Source organism: Streptomyces regalis (assembly GCF_001509475.1).
In the GTDB taxonomy this organism is placed as follows: domain Bacteria; phylum Actinomycetota; class Actinomycetes; order Streptomycetales; family Streptomycetaceae; genus Streptomyces; species Streptomyces regalis.
In genome coordinates, this window is record NZ_LLZG01000023.1 from 1 (window position 1) to 17,738 (window position 17,738).

13 protein-coding genes and 1 pseudogene are annotated in these 17,738 nt (G+C 72.1%); 12 read left to right on the forward strand and 2 right to left on the reverse strand.

From position 1 onward, the window contains the following. Nucleotides 1-193 (forward strand): annotated as a pseudogene (locus tag ADL12_RS56090) (hypothetical protein); the annotation flags it as partial. A 702-nt stretch (nucleotides 194-895) separates the two neighbouring features. After that, entirely contained in the window at nucleotides 896-2,176 is a 1,281-nt protein-coding gene (locus ADL12_RS05225; protein WP_062698974.1) for an MFS transporter, read from the forward strand. A 125-nt stretch (nucleotides 2,177-2,301) separates the two neighbouring features. Here ADL12_RS05225 and ADL12_RS05230 read toward each other — a convergent pair whose 3' ends face one another. Beyond that, nucleotides 2,302-3,213 carry a LysR family transcriptional regulator gene (locus tag ADL12_RS05230; RefSeq protein ID WP_062698976.1) on the reverse strand — a complete coding sequence of 304 codons (912 nt, stop codon included), beginning with the start codon at nucleotides 3,211-3,213 and terminating at the stop codon, nucleotides 2,302-2,304. A 139-nt stretch (nucleotides 3,214-3,352) separates the two neighbouring features. Between ADL12_RS05230 and ADL12_RS05235 the strand changes: the two genes are divergently transcribed. The 7 genes from ADL12_RS05235 (at nucleotide 3,353) to ADL12_RS05265 (ending at nucleotide 10,261) form a co-directional block, all read left to right on the forward strand. After that, entirely contained in the window at nucleotides 3,353-4,336 is a 984-nt protein-coding gene (locus ADL12_RS05235; protein ID WP_062698978.1) for a fumarylacetoacetate hydrolase family protein, read from the forward strand. Then, nucleotides 4,333-5,313 (forward strand): cyclase family protein, encoded by a 981-nt coding sequence (locus ADL12_RS05240; RefSeq protein ID WP_062698979.1) that lies wholly within the window; start codon nucleotides 4,333-4,335, stop codon nucleotides 5,311-5,313. Before ADL12_RS05235 ends, ADL12_RS05240 begins: the two co-directional genes overlap by 4 nt. 170 nt (nucleotides 5,314-5,483) lie before the next feature. Next, nucleotides 5,484-6,620 carry an FAD-dependent oxidoreductase gene (locus ADL12_RS05245; RefSeq protein WP_062698981.1) on the forward strand — a complete coding sequence of 379 codons (1,137 nt, stop codon included), beginning with the start codon at nucleotides 5,484-5,486 and terminating at the stop codon, nucleotides 6,618-6,620. Further along, nucleotides 6,617-7,630 (forward strand): amidohydrolase family protein, encoded by a 1,014-nt coding sequence (locus ADL12_RS05250; RefSeq protein ID WP_062698983.1) that lies wholly within the window; start codon nucleotides 6,617-6,619, stop codon nucleotides 7,628-7,630. Before ADL12_RS05245 ends, ADL12_RS05250 begins: the two co-directional genes overlap by 4 nt. Before the next feature lie 12 nt (nucleotides 7,631-7,642). Next, complete coding sequence (locus ADL12_RS05255; RefSeq protein WP_062698985.1) at nucleotides 7,643-8,581, forward strand: VOC family protein; 939 nt, start codon at nucleotides 7,643-7,645, stop codon at nucleotides 8,579-8,581. A gap of 13 nt (nucleotides 8,582-8,594) precedes the next feature. Further along, the gene (locus ADL12_RS05260; RefSeq protein WP_062698987.1) at nucleotides 8,595-9,521 is read left to right on the forward strand and encodes a fumarylacetoacetate hydrolase family protein; all 927 of its coding nucleotides are present in this window, start codon (nucleotides 8,595-8,597) and stop codon (nucleotides 9,519-9,521) included. Next, nucleotides 9,518-10,261, forward strand: coding sequence for an SDR family NAD(P)-dependent oxidoreductase (locus ADL12_RS05265; RefSeq protein ID WP_062698994.1), 744 nt, complete (start codon nucleotides 9,518-9,520; stop codon nucleotides 10,259-10,261). The genes ADL12_RS05260 and ADL12_RS05265 overlap by 4 nt, the downstream gene beginning before the upstream one ends. A gap of 367 nt (nucleotides 10,262-10,628) precedes the next feature. On the opposite strand, the gene ADL12_RS05270 is transcribed toward ADL12_RS05265, so the two are convergent. Continuing rightward, nucleotides 10,629-13,109 (reverse strand): SpoIIE family protein phosphatase, encoded by a 2,481-nt coding sequence (locus ADL12_RS05270; protein ID WP_062698996.1) that lies wholly within the window; start codon nucleotides 13,107-13,109, stop codon nucleotides 10,629-10,631. Between the two features lie 430 nt (nucleotides 13,110-13,539). Here ADL12_RS05270 and ADL12_RS05275 point away from each other — a divergent pair, with 430 nt between their 5' ends. The 3 genes from ADL12_RS05275 to ADL12_RS05285 all read left to right on the forward strand — a co-directional run bounded on the left by ADL12_RS05275 (nucleotide 13,540) and on the right by ADL12_RS05285 (nucleotide 17,716). After that, on the forward strand, nucleotides 13,540-15,606 hold the full coding sequence (locus tag ADL12_RS05275; protein WP_062698998.1) for a SpoIIE family protein phosphatase: 2,067 nt from the start codon (nucleotides 13,540-13,542) through the stop codon (nucleotides 15,604-15,606). Between the two features lie 72 nt (nucleotides 15,607-15,678). Then, nucleotides 15,679-16,437, forward strand: coding sequence for an IclR family transcriptional regulator (locus tag ADL12_RS05280; RefSeq protein WP_062699000.1), 759 nt, complete (start codon nucleotides 15,679-15,681; stop codon nucleotides 16,435-16,437). A gap of 121 nt (nucleotides 16,438-16,558) precedes the next feature. Further along, a complete protein-coding gene (locus ADL12_RS05285) occupies nucleotides 16,559-17,716 on the forward strand; it encodes a PP2C family protein-serine/threonine phosphatase (protein ID WP_062699002.1) in 1,158 nt (385 codons plus the stop codon). Nucleotides 17,717-17,738 lie beyond the last annotated feature (22 nt).

Here is a 17,738-nt window from a genome sequence, read left to right on the forward strand (position 1 = left end):
GGCCAAGCCCAAGCTCCCGGCCAAGCCAGCACTCCCCGCCAAACCCGCACTCCCGGCCAAGCCCAAGCTCCCGGCCAAGCCAGCACTCCCCGCCAAACCGGTACTCCCCGCAAAGCCCAAGCTCCCGGCCAAGCCTCACTACCCCAAGAAGACCCACCACCCCAAGCACTCGAAGAAGCAACACGGGTGGTAAAGACAGGGAGAAGCTGACCCTCAGGGGCAGCCACAACGCCGGGCCCGGAAACACCCGGGCCCGGCACACCCGCGCATTCAGCCGCTTCGAGTTCGGCGGGGCGCGGGTTGGGGTTGTCGGGGTACTCCTCGGCAAGGATCAGCTCGAAGTCGCGTGCCTGCAGGGCGCGCAGGGCTTGTGCGAGCGCAGGACGGGGGCTGCCCGCGTGCAAGGCGCCGGGTGCTGCGGAGCCCGACGCGGTCCTGGTCCAGGACACCGCATTGCCGGGCCATGAGCAGATGCCGGGGCGGCCCCTCGCCGGTCCCCGCCGCCAACGCCCCGGTCAGCCGCAGTTCAGGCGGGCCATGCTGGACTCGCGGCCCTGCCCCCTCCCGCAGGCGTACCTGGCCGTCAAGCTCCTGGGCGCGCCGACTGTCTCGTACTCCTCGGCGCGCAGGCACTGCGGCAGGCCGCACCGCGCACGCGCGCAAGGGACGGAAGCCGCCCGGTGCCGCGTGAGTAGCCCATCCACGTCATGGATGAGCCGGATACGGGATTCGGATCGCCCGGAGGATGGCGGCGGAGAACCCGGCGGCTCATAGTCGTCCTACCCGCACGCCGCTGTCCGGACCAGCCGCCACGTGCGGCCCTCCGCAGCATGCCGTGCGCCGTATGCGCCCGTGAAAGGCATGCCCGCTCCCGCAACCGCCCCCTGGAGTCGTCATGCCCGGTTCCGTCCCGCCTCCCCTCGCGGCCGATGTCGATGACGCCGCCGCGTCGCCCGTGCCCGTCTCCGGGCCGGCCCATCTGTTGCGTGTGACTCTGCTGATGGCGGGCAGCTGTCTGCCGATCCTGGGGGCCGTGCTGATCGCCCCGGTGCTGCCGAAGATGCAGGACCACTTCGCCTCGACCCCGGGTGCCAAGGCACTTGTCCCGCTCGCGCTGACCGTTCCGGCGCTGTCGCTGGCGCTGCTGGCCCCGTTCGCCGGGGTGATCGTGGACCGGCTGGGCCGCAGGCGCCTGCTGATCGTCACGACCGTGCTGTACGCCGTGTTCGGCACGGCACCCCTCTGGCTGGACTCGCTGGGCGCCGTCATCGCGAGCCGCGCCCTGGTCGGTGTCGCCGAGGCCGCCATCATGACCTGCTGCACCACGCTGATCGGCGACTACTACTCCGGTCACCGTCGGGTGAAGTACCTCGCGCTCCAGACGATGTGCGCCTCGGCGTCCGCCACCGTCTTCTTCGTGCTCGGCGGAGCCGTGGGCGCGGCGGGCTGGAGGGTGCCCTTCTGGGTCTACGCCATGAGCCTGGTCCTCGCTCCGCTGATGGCCTCGGCCCTGCCCAACCCGGCGGTCCGCGCGACCGGCACAGAGGCCTCTGCCGAGGTAGCGAACCCAGTCGTCCGCCGCCCTTTCCCCTGGCGACAGTTGGCGGGCATCTGTGCCCTCACCTTCTTCGGGGCGATGGTCTTCTACACCGTCCCGGTGGAGATGGCGTACCTGCTCGACGACCTCGGAGTGGAAAGCTCGGGTGTGATCGGCCTGGTCACCGCGATCGCGAGTGCCGCGACCGTGGGCGGCGCGATCACGTTCGCCCGGCTGAAGCGGGCCCCTGACCCCATGCTGCCCGCCGTCTTCGCGGTCTGCGCCGCCGGTTTCGGGGTGATGTTCCTGGCAGGCAACACGCCGCTGCTGGTCGTCGGAGCGGTGATCAACTGCCTGGGTACGGGGATGCTGCTGCCCGCCCTCCTCACCAGTGCCATGTCCCGGCTGACCTTCGAGGAGCGCGGCCGGGGCACGGGACTGTGGATGGCGGCCTTCTTCGGCGGCGAGTTCGTCTGCCCGCTGGTGCTGCTCGCCGGGGAGTCGGCGGTGGGGAGCATCGCGGGGGCGGTGGGGGTGCTGGGGGTGGCGTCGGCGCTGGTTGCGGCCGGGTTGTGGGCGGCCGCGAGGCGTCGGGCCACGGCCGTTGATCCGCGGCCATTGCCGGAACCATTGGTCTGACGGCCCGACACCCCCCAAGGGGCGCGGGACCCTGCCTGATATGCGGCTCCGCCGTGTGGGCGCGACCAGCCACGACTAACCTGCAGCCGCACGACGGCCCTTCGAGGCACTCTCAGTACGTCTCTTCAGCTCGCCTCCGTCAACGTCGCCCCCACCTCCGCCGCCTTCTGCCGCAACCAGATATGCGCCGCATCCTGCGCATGCACCGGATGCCACCACAACGCCACCTGCACCGGTACGGCCTCGAAAGGACAAGGCAGAACACGCACCCCCGCCGACCGCACCGCCCTGCGGGCGAGCCGCTCCTGGATCATCGCGACCCGACGGGTGCCCTCGATCATGTACGGCAGCAGCTGGAAGGTCTGGACGGAGACCTCCACATGCGGGCTGATGCCGAGCATGCTCAGCTGGCGGGCAACCGGGGCGTCGTAGGGCCGCTGGTAGACGGCCCAGGGCAGGCGGGCCAGGTCGTCGAGGGTGAGTGCGTCGCCGACCTCGGGGTGGTCGTCGGCGATGATGCACAGCCAGCGGTCCTGGTAGAGGTCGACGGCGGGGAAGCCGTCGATGACGCCGTGCGGCATCAGCAGTCCGTCGACGGTGCTCAGCAGGGCGGCGGTGTTCTCCTGGATGGAGGGCGCCGGATGCTGGAAGGTGAGCCGGATGCCGGGCGCCTCGTGGTGCACGGCGCGGGCGAGCGCGGCGCCGAACACGGCCGCGCCGTAGTCGGAGGCGAGCAGCGTGAACTCGCGGGACTCGGCGGTCGGGTCGAAGTCGGCCTGGCTGGCGAAGACGCGCTCCAGCAGGTCGCAGGCGGTGGCGCTGCGGTCCCGCAACGCGACGCCGAGCGGCGTCAGTTCGTAGGCGTTCCCGGTCCGGGCGAGCAATTCGTCGTCGAAATGGCGGCGCAGCCGGGAGAGCGCCGCGCTCATCGCCGGCTGGCTCAGTCCGATGCGCTCGCCGGCCCGGGTGACGTTGCGCTCCTCCAGCAGCGCGCGCAGGGCGACGACCAGGTTGAGGTCGAGTCGGGACAGGTTCACCGGGCACCACCTAGCAAGTGAAAGCCACCATCCACGCCGTAAGCCATCCATCTCGTGGATATGGCTCATCCACAAGATTGATTTCCGTGATTGGTCGATCGGGCTCAGAGTAGACCGCAACCCAGCAGGAGGAAATCTGATGGCAACGCTCGCGCAACCTGCCGGCCCGTTCGCGCTCGGCACGTTCTCCGCCCCGGACGGGGAGCCGTTCCCCGGTCTCCTGGCCGCGGACCGGGTGCTCGACCTGAGCAGCGCCCTGGACTCGGCACCGTCCGACGTGCGTGCCGTACTGGAACGGTGGGAGGACACGCTCCCCCTGCTGCGCGCCCTGGCGGACGACGACGCCCAGGCCTGGCAGCCGTTGGAGGGCCTGCGGGTGCACGCCCCGGTCGAGCCCCGGCAGATCTTCCAGTCCGGCGCCAACTACCGGCAGCACGTGATCGACCTGGAGGTCGCCCACCGCTCCCCCGACGACCCGCGCACGGTCGAGGAGGCGCGCGCCGAGATCGCCGCGGTCATGGACCGGCGGGCCGCCGAGGACCTGCCGTACGTGTTCATCGGTCTGCCGAGCACCATCGCCGGACCGTACGACGACGTCGTACTCCCCTCCTGGGCCGAACAGCCCGACTGGGAGCTGGAGTTGGCGGCCGTCATCGCCAAGCCCGCCCACCGGGTCTCCGTCGAGGAGGCCATGGAGTACGTCGCCGGGTACACGATCGCCAACGACCTCACCGACCGCGCCACCGTCTTCCGCCGGGACATGAAGGCCATCGGCACCGACTGGCTGCGCTGCAAGAACGCCCCGGGCTTCACCCCGCTCGGCCCGTGGCTCGTGCCGGCCGAGTCGATCTCCGATCCCGGTGATCTGCGGGTCACCCTCAGGCTCAACGGCGACACCATGCAGGACGAGTCCACCAAGGACATGCTCTTCGGCATCGCCCGCCTGGTGTCGTACATCTCGCAGACCGCCCGACTCCTGCCGGGGGACCTCGTGTTGACCGGCAGCCCGGCCGGCAACGGCATCCACTGGGGGCGGCTGCTGCGCGACGGCGACGTCATGGAGGGGTCGATCACCGGGCTGGGCGTGCAGCGCACCCGCTGTGTGGCAGAGGCAGCGTCATGAGGCTGAACCGGCACGACCCCGAGGGCGCGATCGCCGAGGCCGCCAAGGCGTACTCCAACTGGGGGCGCTGGGGCGAGGACGACGTGCTCGGCACCCTCAACTTCCTCGACGAGGCAAAGCGCCGGGAGGGCGCCGCCCTCGTACGGCGGGGCGTGAGCTTCTCGCTGTCGCAGCGGTTCGACATGAACGGGCCGCAGAAGGGCTGGCGCCGGCGCACCAACCCCGTGCACACGATGCTCGACACGGGCACCGACGCGGCCCTCGGCAACCAGGGCTTCCCGCACGGTATCGGCGGCGCCGACGACGTGATCGCGATGCCGCTGCAGTGCTCCACCCAGTGGGACGGGCTCGGGCACATCTTCGACCACGGCAACGCCTGGAACGGACGGCCGGCCGAGAAGGTCGTCACCTCCGACGGCGACCTCGTCACCGGCATCGAGCACATGGCGCCGTACGTCGCCGGGCGCGGCGTACTGCTGGACGTGGGCCGCGTGGCCGGGGAGGGCGGTGGGGGTGGCCTGGACGGTGAGTTGCCCGACGGGTTCGCGATCACCGAGGAGCACCTCGTCGCGGCCGCCGAGGCGCACGGGGTGTCCGTCGGGCGCGGTGACCTCGTCGTCGTACGGACCGGGCAGCTGGCCCGGGTCCGCCGTGACGGCTGGGGCGACTACGCCGGCGGGGCCGCGCCGGGGCTGTCGTTCACCACCGCCGGCTGGCTGCACCGTACCGAGATCGCCGCGGTCGCCACCGACACGTGGGGTTTTGAGGTACGGCCCAACGAATTCGAGAACGCCTTCCAGCCGCTGCACCAGGTCGTCATCCCCAACATGGGCCTGCTGATCGGCGAGATGTGGGACCTGGAGGAGCTCGCCGAGGACTGCGCGGCGGACGGCGTGTACGAGTTCTGGCTGACCGCCGCGCCGCTGCCCATCACCGGTGCCGTCGGCTCGCCCGTCAACCCCGTCGCCGTCAAGTAGCCACCCGGCCGCCGGACGCGCACGGCCTCCCCCGACAGCCGACAGCAGCGGCACATCCGGCCCGCACCCCCTCCTCACCCCCGTCCCCACCCCTGGCCCGCACTCCCAGCGGGCGAGCCGCACCCCGCCGCCCGAAGCCGCGCGGCCCGAAATCGGGAGGTATCCCCGACATGGCTGACCGCCCCACCAGTTCCGTCCTCGTCATAGGCGGGGGCGCCGCCGGCAACGCCGTCACCGTCCTGCTGCGCCGCGCCGGCATCACCGTCGACCTCATCGAGGCCAGGCCCGACTGGAACGCCACCACCGGCTCCGGCATCACCCTCCAGGGCAACGCCCTGCGGGTGCTGCGCGAACTGGGCCTGTGGGAACAGGCGGAGGCCTCCGGATTCTCCTTCGGCACGCTCGGTATCACCGCCCCCGACGGCACGGTGCTGCACATCGCCGAGGACATCAGGACCGGCGGCGACGACCTGCCCGCCACCCTCGGCATGCAGCGGCCCCGGCTCCAGCAGATCCTCATCGACGCGGTCCGCGCCTGCGGCGCCACGGTGCGCCTGGGTACCACCGCCGAGTCCCTGGAACAGGACGCCGACGGGGTCTTCGTCCGCCTCAGTGACGGCAGCGAGAGCCGCTACGACCTGGTCGTCGCCGCCGACGGCCTCAACTCCGCCACCCGCGCCGCGATCGGCATCACCGACAAGCCCGAACCGACCGGCATGGGCATCTGGCGCATCGCCGCTCCGCGGCCCGAGTGCGTGACGCGCACCGACCTCGCCTACGGCGGGCCGGCCTACATCGCGGGCTACACCCCCACCGGCGAGGACAGCCTCTACGCGTACGTCGTCGAAGGGTGCCGCGACCGCGCGGCCGTCGACGCCGCCGACCACGCCCACGAGATGCGCCGCCTGGCACAGCAGTACGGCGGGGCCTGGCCGGAGATCACCCAGCACATCACCGACCCGAAGCAGGTCAACTACACCTGGTTCACCCGGATGCTGGTCGAGGATTCCTGGCACCGCGGCCGGGTCGTCCTCGTCGGCGACGCCGCCCACTGCTGCCCGCCCACGATGGCGCAGGGCGCGGCCATGTCCCTGGAGGACGCGCTCGTGCTCGCCGAGCTGCTCACGAGCGGACGGGACTGGGACGACGAGCTGTTCCAGGCCTACTACGAGCGCCGCATACCCCGGGTGCGGACCGTCGTCGAGGCGTCCGTGCAGATCGGCCAGTGGCAGCTGGACTGCGTGCACGACGCCGACGTACCCGGGCTGATCGGCCGCACCATGGACCTGCTCAAGGAGCACCCGTGACCCCACCCACGGTGGACGTGCACGCGCACGTCCTGCTCCCGGAGGTCGAGGAGGCCGTCGCCGGTCACCCCGGTCTGGCCGAGGCCCGCGACCTCGACGCCCGCCGCAACGGGTCGGCGGCCCTCGCGGTGAACGGGCCCATGGTGGGCGCGCGGATACCGAAGCTGACGGACGTCGACGTGCGCCTTGCGGCGATGGACGAGGCCGAGGTGGACGTACAGCTGGTGAGCCCCTCGCCGGGCCACTACCACTACTGGGCCGAGGCCCAACTGGCCGACAGAATCTGCCGGTTGGCCAACGAGGGCACCGCCGCGCACTGCGCCAAGGCCCCCGACCGGCTGCACGGCCTCGGCATGGTCCCCCTCCAGCACCCGGGCCTCGCCGTCGCACTGCTCGACCACGCACTGGACCAGGGGCTGCGGGGCGTCGAGATCTCCTCGCACGCCCCGGGGCCGGGCGGCGCACGGGAAGTGGAGCTGTCCGACCCGCGGCTCGCGCCCTTCTGGTCACGCGCGGAGGAGGCCGGCGCCGTCGTCTTCCTGCACCCGTTCGGCTGCACGCTCGACGAGCGCCTGGACCGGTGGTACCTGTCCAACACGGTCGGCCAGCCCGCCGAGAACGCCGTCGCCCTCTCCCACCTGATCTTCTCCGGCGCCCTGGACCGCCATCCGGGTCTGAAGCTGCTGGCCGCGCACGGGGGCGGCTACCTCCCCACCCACATCGGCCGCTCCGACCACGCCTGGCGGGCCCGCCTCGACGCCCGGGCCTGCTCCAGGGAGCCGAGCAGCTATCTGAGGCAGCTGTACTTCGACTCGCTCGTCCACGACCCGTACGTCCTGCGGGAGTTGATCCGCGTCGCCGGCGCCGACCGCGTTCTGCTCGGCTCCGACTTCCCGTTCGACATGGGCACCGACGACCCGCTGGGCGCGCTGCGCGCAGCGGGCCTGCCCGACCACGACTTCCACGCGGTGCGGGGCGGCAACGCCGCCGCCCTGCTGAACCTCGTCTGAGGAGGAACCCCCATGAGCAACCGCCTGCTCACCCACCTGCGCCACGTCGACCTCGCCGTACCCGACTACGACAAGCAGCTCGACTTCTACGCCGGCGTCTGGGGCCTGACCAAGGTCGCCGAGGACTCCGGCATCTCGTTCCTGGCCGCCGAGGGCTCGCCCGAGCAGTACGTCGTACGGCTGCGCAAGGCCGACGAGAAGCGCCTCGACCTCGTCTCCTACGGGGCGGGAAGCTCGGCCGACGTGGACGCCCTCGCCGAGCAACTCCTCTCCCAGGGCGTGCAGTTGATTTCGCAGCCGGGGAAGGCCGACACCCCCGGAGGGGGGTACGGCTTCCGTTTCTTCGACGGTGACGGCCGCACCATCGAGGTCTCCGCCGATGTGGAGGCGCGGCAGCACCGTCGTATCGAGGAGAAGGAGGCGATCCCGGTCCGGCTGTCGCACGTGGTCCTCAACTCCCCCGACCTGAACAGGACCCGTCAGTGGTACGAGACCCACCTCGGCTTCCGCCTCTCCGACACCCTCAGCTCGCCGCACATGGGCGAGGTCATGCACTTCATGCGGATCAGCAACCAGCACCACTCGATGGCCATCGCGCAGGGCCCGCACACCTCCCTGCACCACGTGTCCTTCGAGATGCGCGGCCTGGACGAGTACATGCGCGGCTCCGGGCGGGTGATGCGGGCCGGGGTCCGCAAGATCTGGGGGCCGGGCCGGCACATGGCGGGCGACAACACCTTCACGTACTTCCTCGACCCGCACGGCAACACCGTCGAGTACACCACCGAGCTGGAGGAACTGGACGAGGACACCTGGCACCCCCACGTCTACGACTTCTCCCAGCCCGAGGTCACCGACCAGTGGGGCACCGCGAACCCGATGAACGAACTGGTCGCCAAGGAGTCGTTCAACGACGTCGACCGCGGCGTCTTCGTCGCCCCGCCGGTGTAAGGGGCGCCGACCCTTGCGCATCGCCACTTACCTGCACGAGGGACGCCGTCAGTGCGGAGTCGTGGAGGGCACCGTCGTACGGGCTCTGCCGGACGGCACCTCACCCCTCGACGCCGTCGGCACCCGTCCTGTCGGTGCCCCCGTCCCACTGTCGGACGTACGCCTGCTGCCGCCGCTCCAGCCGCAGACCGTCCGGGACTTCGTCACGTTCGAGGAGCACGTGGAGGGCGTACGGCGCTCCGTGGACGGGGCCGCCGGGGTGCCGGAGCGGTGGTACGCCGCCCCGACCTTCTACTTCACCAACCCCTACGCGGTGTACGGCCCGCACGACGACATCCCGATGCCGCCGGGGTCGGCCGTGCTCGACTTCGAGCTGGAGGTCGCCGCCGTGATCGGCCGAGAAGGCCGCGACCTCACGCCCGAGCAGGCCCGCGACCACATCGTCGGCTACACGGTCTTCAACGACTGGTCCGCCCGCGACCTGCAGTCGGCGGAGATGAGGGTCGGGCTCGGCCCCTGCAAGGGCAAGGACACCGCCACCACCCTCGGCCCGTACCTCGTCACCGCCGACGAGCTGGAGAAGTACCGGGACGCCGACGGTTTCCTGCGTCTGGCGCTCACCGCCTCGGTGAACGGCGAGGTCGTCGGCCAGGACCTGCTGTCCAACATGAGCTGGACCTTCGAGGAGATGGTCGCCTACGCCTCGCGCGGCACGTTCGTCCGCCCCGGAGACGTGCTCGGCTCCGGCACCTGTGGCAACGGCGGCTGCCTGGCCGAGCTGTGGGGCGTGCGCGGCAGACAGGACCCGCCGCCGCTGAAGCCCGGCGACACGGTCACGCTCACGGTGGAGGGCATCGGTTCCGTGTCCAACACCGTGGTCCCCGGCGTGGATCCGGTGCCGCTGCCGACGGGCCGCCGCCGCAGCCGGGAGCGGCCGTGAGCGACCTGCGTCCCAAGAGGCTGCTCGGCAAGGTCGTGGTCGTCACCGGCGCGGCACGCGGGCAGGGCGCCGCCGAGGCCGAGGCGCTGGCCCGCGAGGGCGCCCGGGTGATCGCCACCGACGTGACGGACGCCCCCGGTTGCCGCCGCCTGGACGTCACCAGCGACGAGGAGTGGTCCGAACTCGCCGCGGAGCTACGGCATGCGTACGGCGGCGTCCAGGGCCTGGTCAACAACGCGGGCATCACCTGGCGCGCCCGCCTCGGCGAGGTACGCCCGGACGACTTCGACCGCGTCCACGCCGTCAACGTCACCGGCCCGCTGCTCGGCATCCAGCACCTCGCCCCGTTGATGGCGCCGGGCTCGTCCATCGTCAACGTCGGCTCGACGGCCGCGCTCACCGGCCACTACCCCGTCGCCTACACGGCCAGCAAGTGGGCGCTGCGGGGCCTGTCGAAGGCGGCGGCCACCGAACTCGGCCCCCGCGGCATCCGCGTCAACACCATCCACCCCGGCTACATCGAGACCGAGATGACCGCCTCCGCGGCCCCCGCCTTCCGCGAGGCCAACATCCGCGAGACACCGCTCGGCCGCACCGGCACCGTGGACGAGATCACCCCGCTCGTGGTGTTCCTGCTCAGCGCCGAGGCCTCCTTCATCACCGGCGCCGAAATCCCCGTGGACGGAGGCCTCACCGCACACGGCGGCGTCAAGTCCCTCTCCGACGCGCTGCGTTCGTGAGCCGTCATCCCCAACGGCGCGTCGCGGGCCGTCGGCGGCTTCGGCCTCAGCGGCATCCCGGCGGACGGGGGTCTGGGCGTGCTGCTCGCGGCGGGCCGGATCACCCGGGTCATCGTCGGCGCCGTCCTGCTCGCCGTCGTGTTCGGCGTCGTCAAGGGCGAGACGTGGGGCTGGACTTCGGGCGGCACGCTGGGCGCGGGCGGGCGGCCTGCAGGCGGCCGCGCCGCAGGTCGGCGGCGCGCTCGGCACCTCCGTGCTGGTGTCCCTCATCAGCAGCCGGGTCGGCGCCACCCTGACCGGCGAACTGACCTCCGCCGGGGTGCCCGCACAGACGGCGCGGGGCTGTATCGATACACCACCCGAGCTCTCAGGCGATCTCCTGCTCCGCCCAGATGATCTTCCCGTCGGCCGTATAGCGAGCCCCCCAGCGATGGGACAGCTGGGCCACCAGGAACAGACCCCGGCCGCCCTCGTCCATGCTCCGGGCGTGCCGCAACCGCGGAGCGGTCTGGCTCGCGTCGGAGACCTCGCAGGTCAGGCGGGAGTCGCGGAGGAGTCGTAGGCGGATGGGGGGTTCGGCGTAACGGATCGCGTTGGTGACCAGCTCGCTCACGATCAGCTCGGTCGTCATGGCCAGTTCCTCGAACCCCCAGGCCTCCACCTGGCGGGTCGCCCGGGCCCGGATGTCGGCGACGGCGGCCGGGTCCACGGGCACGTCCCAGGAGACGACGTGCTCGGCGCCCAGAGCGTGGGTGCGTGCCAGGAGAAGGGCGATGTCGTCGGGTTGCGGCACGGGCACGAGCTTGTGCACCGCGGACGAGCACAGGGTGTCGAGGTCGAGGTCGCGCCGGGACAGCAGGTCGCCGAGCCGGGACATGCCCCGTTCCATGTCGCGGTCGGCCGCCTGGACGAGGCCGTCGGTGTAGAGACCGAGCAGGCTGTTCTCAGCGAGTTCGATCTCGCAGGACTCGAACGCGATCCCGCCCAGACCGAGCGGCGGCCCGGCCGGGGGTTCCGGGAAGGAGACCTGCCCGTCGGGTGCGACGACGACCGGGGGCGGATGCCCCGCCCGGGCCATCGTGCAGCGCCTGGTGACCGGGTCGTAGACGGCGTACAGGCAGGTCGCGCCGAGGAAGGCGGTCGTGCTCCGGTGAGTCGCCTCGGCCGCACCGGCCGCCTCGGCATCGGGGTGCTCCTCGCTCAGGCGCAGCACGAGGTCGTCGAGGTGGGCCAGCAGTTCGTCGGGCCGCATCTCCATGTCGGCGAGGGTCTGAACGGCGGTGCGCAGCCGGCCCATGGTCGCCGCGGCGGTGATGCCGTGCCCGACCACGTCGCCGACAACGAGGCCGACCCGGGCGCCGGACAGCGGGATCACGTCGAACCAGTCGCCGCCGACCCCGCCCGACGGGTCCGCCGGCAGATAGGAGGAGGCCACCTCCAGCGCCGTACCGCCCGTCAGGGCCTGCGGCAGCAGACTGCGCTGCAGGGTGACCGCCGCCGTGTGTTCCCGGGTGTAGCGGCGGGCGTTGTCGACGCACAGCGCCGCTCGGGCCACCAGTTCCCGGGCGACCGGGACGTCGTCGGGCTGGAACGAGACGGGATTGAGCGAGCGGACGAACGTGGTGAGGCCCAGGGCGGTGTTGCGCGCCCGCATCGGCACGGAGATGAGGGAGTGCAGGCCGAACTCGCGCATGCTGGCCGCCCGCTCGGGCTGTTCGGTGGCCCACAGCTCGTCGGACGGATCGAGGGCCGGGATGAGGATCGGTTCGCCGTCGATGAGCAGATGCGCGTCGTGCGGCGGGGGCACGAAGTCGACCCGGTCCCCGATCTGCGCCACCGCCTCGGGGCAGCCCTCGCGCACCGAGCTCATTGCGGCCCGGCGCATGACCGGCTTGGCGAGCGCGGGCCCCGCGTCGGTGAGCCACGCGCCGTGCCCCTCGTTGCTGAGAACGGGTTCCAGCAGGTCCACGACGACGAAGTCCGCGAACCGGGGAACGGCGAAGTCGGCGAGCTCCTGAGCCGTCCGCAGTACGTCCAGCGTCGTACCGATACGCGTCCCTGCCTCGTTGACCAGCGACAACAGCTGGCGGGCGGTCCACCGCTCGGTGACGTCCGAAACCATGTAGCAGACCCCGGTGATCGAGTCGTCGGCGTCCACGAGGGGGAAGAAGGAGGTGGAGTAGGCGTGCCGGCGGTGCGGATCGGCCCAACTCCAGCCCACGTACTCGTAGTCGGTGACCGGGACGCCTGTGTCGAGGACCTTGCGCATCAGCCCCTCGATGGTCTCCGCCTGCAGCCCGGGCAGCAGTTCGCTCAGCCGGCGGCCGAGCCGCTGCTCACGGGGCACACCGCCGAAGCGTTCCAGGGTGTCGTTCAGCCAGACGTAGCGCAGCTGCGTGTCCATCACGGCCATGCCGACCGGCGAGCGGGTCAGGAACCCGTCGAGGACGGACTGGCCCACCTCCCACTGCTGCCGCCGCTCCCGCGCCGAGAGCAGAAAGCACTCGTCCGCGCCGATCCGGAAGGACGCGGAGACCCGCAGGTCCACGTCGATACTGCGGCCGTCGCGATGCCGTACGCGAATCAGGCCGCTCCACCCCATGCCGGCCCGGCAGCGCTCCACGACCCCGGCCACCCGCACCGGATCGCCGGGCATCGCCAGCAGCTGTGCGGCCGAGCCGCCGACGACCTCTGCGGCCGGGTGGCCGAGGAGTTCCTCCGCGGCCCGGGTCCATCCGAGCACGACACCGCGTCCGGACACCACCGCCGCCGCGTCGGAGGACGCGTCGAGGAGCGCGCGCGCTCCCGCGGACGTGCGCGCGTCCCGGCCTTCTCGCGGAGCATCCATGGGTCCTCAGGGTCCTCACGCAGCGTCCATGGGTCCCGTCCTGACACGACCATGTTCCTGCTTGTCCGCCCGATGTGCACGGGCCGACGGCACCCGGTCCCGTCCTGAGGGCCTGTGTCACATCCCCGGCCGGATCAGCGCGCGGCGTCATGGGGGTCCCCCCGCGCGAGGTTGTTCGAGCGTGGGGGAGCGTGCGATCGCAAGGCGCCGGAGCCGCCCTCGATGGGGGTGCCCCCGCGCGGCGAGCGTGCGTGCCAGACGCCGCGCGCCCGGCCGGGGATGTGACACAGGCCCTCAGGGCCTGCCGGCGCGCTCGGGCTGGGCAAGGCCGCGGGGTGGAGGGAGCATGGAGGTGCCGGCCGTCTCTTCCGTGGTACCCGGCTGGGACGGAGGTCGGCAGTCTCTGCCGGCCGGTGGCGGAGGAGCTGGGATGAGAGCCGAATCCTTCGGGTCCGACGATGGCGGGTACGGCGCCGAGCCGCCCCGGCCGACCGGCCTGCTGGACGTCCTGAGCGTGGCCGCGGTGGTCGTCGACGCCAAGGGGCGCATCGTGTTCTGGACCCCGCAGGCCGAGGACCTCTTCGGCTACACGTCGGAGGAGGCCCTGGGCACCTACGCGGCGCGGCTGTTCATCCACCCCGAGCACCTGCCGGCCGTCGCGAAGCTGTTCGCCGAGGTGCTGGAGACCGGCCGGAGCTGGGCCGGCGCCTTCCCCATACGGCACAAGGACGGCAGCACCCGGCTCACGGAGTTCCGCAACATGCGGCTGCTGGACGATCTCGGGGACGTCTACGCCCTGGGCATCGCGGCCGACCACTCGCTGCTCCAGCGCGTCGAGACCGACCTGGCGCTGTGCGAGCGGCTGATCAACCAGTCCCCGATCGGGATCGCCCTCCTCGACCCCGACCTGCACTATCTGCTGGTCAACCCGGCGCTGGAGCGCATCGACGCCACGCCGGCCGAGGATCACGTCGGCCGGCAGCTGCGGGAGACCCTGCATCTGCCCGACATCGACACCATCGAGTCCGCCCTGCATCAGGTGCTCGCCACGGGCACCCCGCTGCTCGACCAGTACCACGTGGGCCGACCGCCCGCCGACCCCGAACACGAGCACGCCTGGTCCCTTTCCTTCTACCGGCTGGACGACTCCAGCGGGCGGGTCCTGGGCGCGGCCATCTCGTTCGTCGACGTCACCGAGCGGCACCGCGCGGCCGCCGAGGCCGACCGGGCCCGGCGGCGTCTGGCCCTGGTCGCCGACGCCTCGACCCGGGTCGGCACCACGCTGGAGGTGGAGCAGACCGCACGCGAACTGGCCGACATCGCCGCCCCCGAGCTGGCCGACGTGGTCGCCGTGGACGTCCTGGACTCCGCCCTGGCCTGCCGCCGTATGCGCAAACCGGACGACGGCCCCGAGCTCTTCCGCGCCCTCGCCCTGAAGGCGGCCTACCCCAGCGTGGCCCTGCGCGCCGCCGACCCGCCCGGTGACCTCGCCGCCTACGACGGCGACCGCCTCGTCACCCTGTGCGTCCACACCGCCCGGCCGGTGCTGGTGCGCCATGTCGGCGAGCACGATCTGTGGCGCATCGCCCGGGACGACGAGGCCACCTCCCTGCTGGCCCGCGCCGGCGTGCACTCGTATCTCGCCGTGCCGTTGATCGCCCACGGGGAGGTGCTGGGCGCCCTCGACCTCAAGCGCACCCGCAATCCGGTGCCGTTCGACCAGGACGACGTGGTCCTCGCCGGTGAGCTGGCCAGCCGTGCCGCCGTGGCCATCGACAACGCGCGCTGGTTCCAGAGCGTGCGCAACACCGCCCTCACCCTCCAGCGCAGCCTGCTGCCCGACCACCCGCCGCACCACACCGGCCTGGAGCTCGCCTCCCGCTACCAGCCCGCCCAGGCCACCAGCGAGGTCGGCGGCGACTGGTACGACGTCATCCCGCTGGCCGACGACAGGACCGCCCTGGTCGTCGGTGACGTCATGGGCAACGGCATCGACGCCGCCGCGACCATGGGCCGGCTGCGCACCGCCACCTGCGCCTACGCGGACCTCGATCTCGATCCCGGCGCCGTGCTCCAGCACCTGGACAAGATCACCTGCGATCTGGAGCACTACATCGTCACCTGCCTCTACGCGGTGTACGACCCCCGCACGAGGCAGTGCCACATCGCCAACGCCGGACACATGCCGCCCGCGCTGACCCGCCCCGGCCACGCCCCCGAACTGCTCGAACTGCCCGCGGGAGCCCCGCTGGGCGTCGGCGGCATCCCCTTCGGGGCCACCACGGTCGACCTGGGCCCCGGCGATCTGCTGGTCCTGTACACCGACGGCCTCGTCGAGACCCGGCTCCACCCCATCGACGAGCGCCTGAACGTCCTGCTCGGCTTCCTCGACGAACCTCACCGGCCCCTCGAGGAGACCTGCGACCTCCTGCTGTACGGCCTGCGCCATCCCGACGACCACGACGACGTCGCCCTTCTCGTCGCGCGGGTGCTGTAGAGCCGGCGCTCCCGGTCCCGTCGGTCCCCGCCCCGCCTTGCCCGCGCCGTACGCCCGGCGCACGCTGTTCCTATGGGTGCTCGTGACGGCCCGACGCTGATCAACTCTGTCCAGCGGGCTTTCCGCCTGCTGGAGGCGGTCAGCGCGCACGAGAACGGCGCGCCGGCGAAGCAGCTGGCACGCGAGACGGGCCTGCCCCTGGCCACCGCGTACCACCTGCTGCGGACGCTGGTCCACGACGGGTACGTCCGCAAGCTCGACGACGGCGGGTTCATCCTGGGCGAGCGCCTGCAGATGCTGCACACGACGGGCCGGGCGCAGGCGCTGCTCAGCCGGATCCGCCCCACGCTCGCCGCGCTGCGGGACGAGCTGTCGACCGCCGCCTACCTCACCTTCTACGAGGAGGGGGAGATCCGGGTCGCCGAGATCGTCGACGGCCCGCGCGCTCCCCGCGTCGATCTGTGGGTGGGGTTCGAGGACGCCGGACACGCCACGGCGCTGGGCAAGTCCGTCCTGCGCGAGCTGGACGACGAGGCGCGCAAGGACTACCTGTCCCGGCATGCGCTCGCCGACCTCACCCCCAGGACGATCACCGACACACCGGAGCTGCTCCGGCGGCTCGACTCCTCGCCGATGGCCCCGGCGGTCACGGACCTGGAGGAGTACTCCCTCGGCACGGTCTGTGTCGCAGTGCCCGTGTACAGCGGGAACACCCTCGGCTCGCTCGGCGTCTCGCTGCGGGCCGACCGGCGCTCCCGTCTGGACGAGATCACGCAGCGGCTGCTCCCGGCCGCGAGCCGCGTGACGAGGGGCCTCTCGCTCACTATCTGAAAATGCGGTCCTTGTCCCGCCCGCGTCGAACCTATTTCCTAGACGAAACGGACATTTCCTGGGCGGATACCCCACACACGGGTGCATGCCCGCGCACACAGGTGAGGACAGCCGACAAGACATGAGCAAGGCCCCGCACCACGCTCGTGACCACGTGCCGAGGCGACTGGTCTCCGCAACGCCCGTACTGCCGATCCTGATCGTCTTCGCCATCGTGGTCGTCGACCTCGTCTGCGGATCGGGGATGACCTCGGTGCCGCTGCTCGCCGTGGGTCCCGCGCTCGCCGCGACCACGAACGGGCCGCGCGGAGTCCTCTGTGTGGGGCTGCTCGCCACCGCCCTGGGCGCGACGCTCGGGATCCGCGACGGCGGACAGCCCCGCGAGCTGGCGATCGTGCTGGCCGCCCTGATGGCCGTCACCCTGGCCAGTGTTCTGGCCAGCGCGCTGCGCGGACGGCGCGAGCGGGTGCTGGCGGCCGTGCGCTCCGTCGCCGAGGCCGCCCAGCACGCGCTGCTGCAGCCCGTGCCGGCGACGGTGGGGCCGTTCCAGGTGGCCGTCCGCTACAGCGCGGCCGCGGCGGAGGCCCGGATCGGCGGCGACCTCTACGCGCTCGTGTCCACGCCCTACGGGGTCAGGCTGATCGTCGGCGATGTGCGCGGCAAGGGCCTGCCGGCCGTGGGGACGGCCGCTCTGGTGCTCGGTGTCTTCCGGGAGGCCGCCTACGACGAGCCCGATCTCCTCACCGTCGTCGCGCGGATCGAGCGGAGCCTGGCCCGCAACCTGGGCAGCGACGACTTCGTCACCGCCGTGGTCGCCGGGTACCCGCGGGCCGGCCAGCTGGAAGTGGTCAACTGCGGTCACGCGCCGCCGCTGCTGGTGCGCGACGGCGTCGTCGTGCCGGTCGAGCCGCACCTTGCGGCACCGCCCCTCGGGCTGCGCACCCTGTCGGGCGAGACCCCCGCACTGCAGGTGCTGCCCTTCGCCGACGGGGACCAGCTGCTGCTCTACACCGACGGGGTCACCGAGGCCCGCAACCACGCCCGCGAGTTCTACCCGCTCGCCGAGGGCCTGGAGCGGCACACGTCCGAGGAGCCGACCGACACGGTCAGCGCACTCCACGACGAACTGCTGGCCCACGTGGGCGGCCGCCTCCACGACGACGCGGCCCTGCTGCTGCTCCGCATCCCGGTCGCCCCCGAGCCACCCCCAAGGGGCGCGGGGCTGTTTCGCTATGCGGCTCCGCCGCGCGGGCGCGACCAGCTACAACGGCGCCGCTGACGAACGACGGCCGGAACCCGGC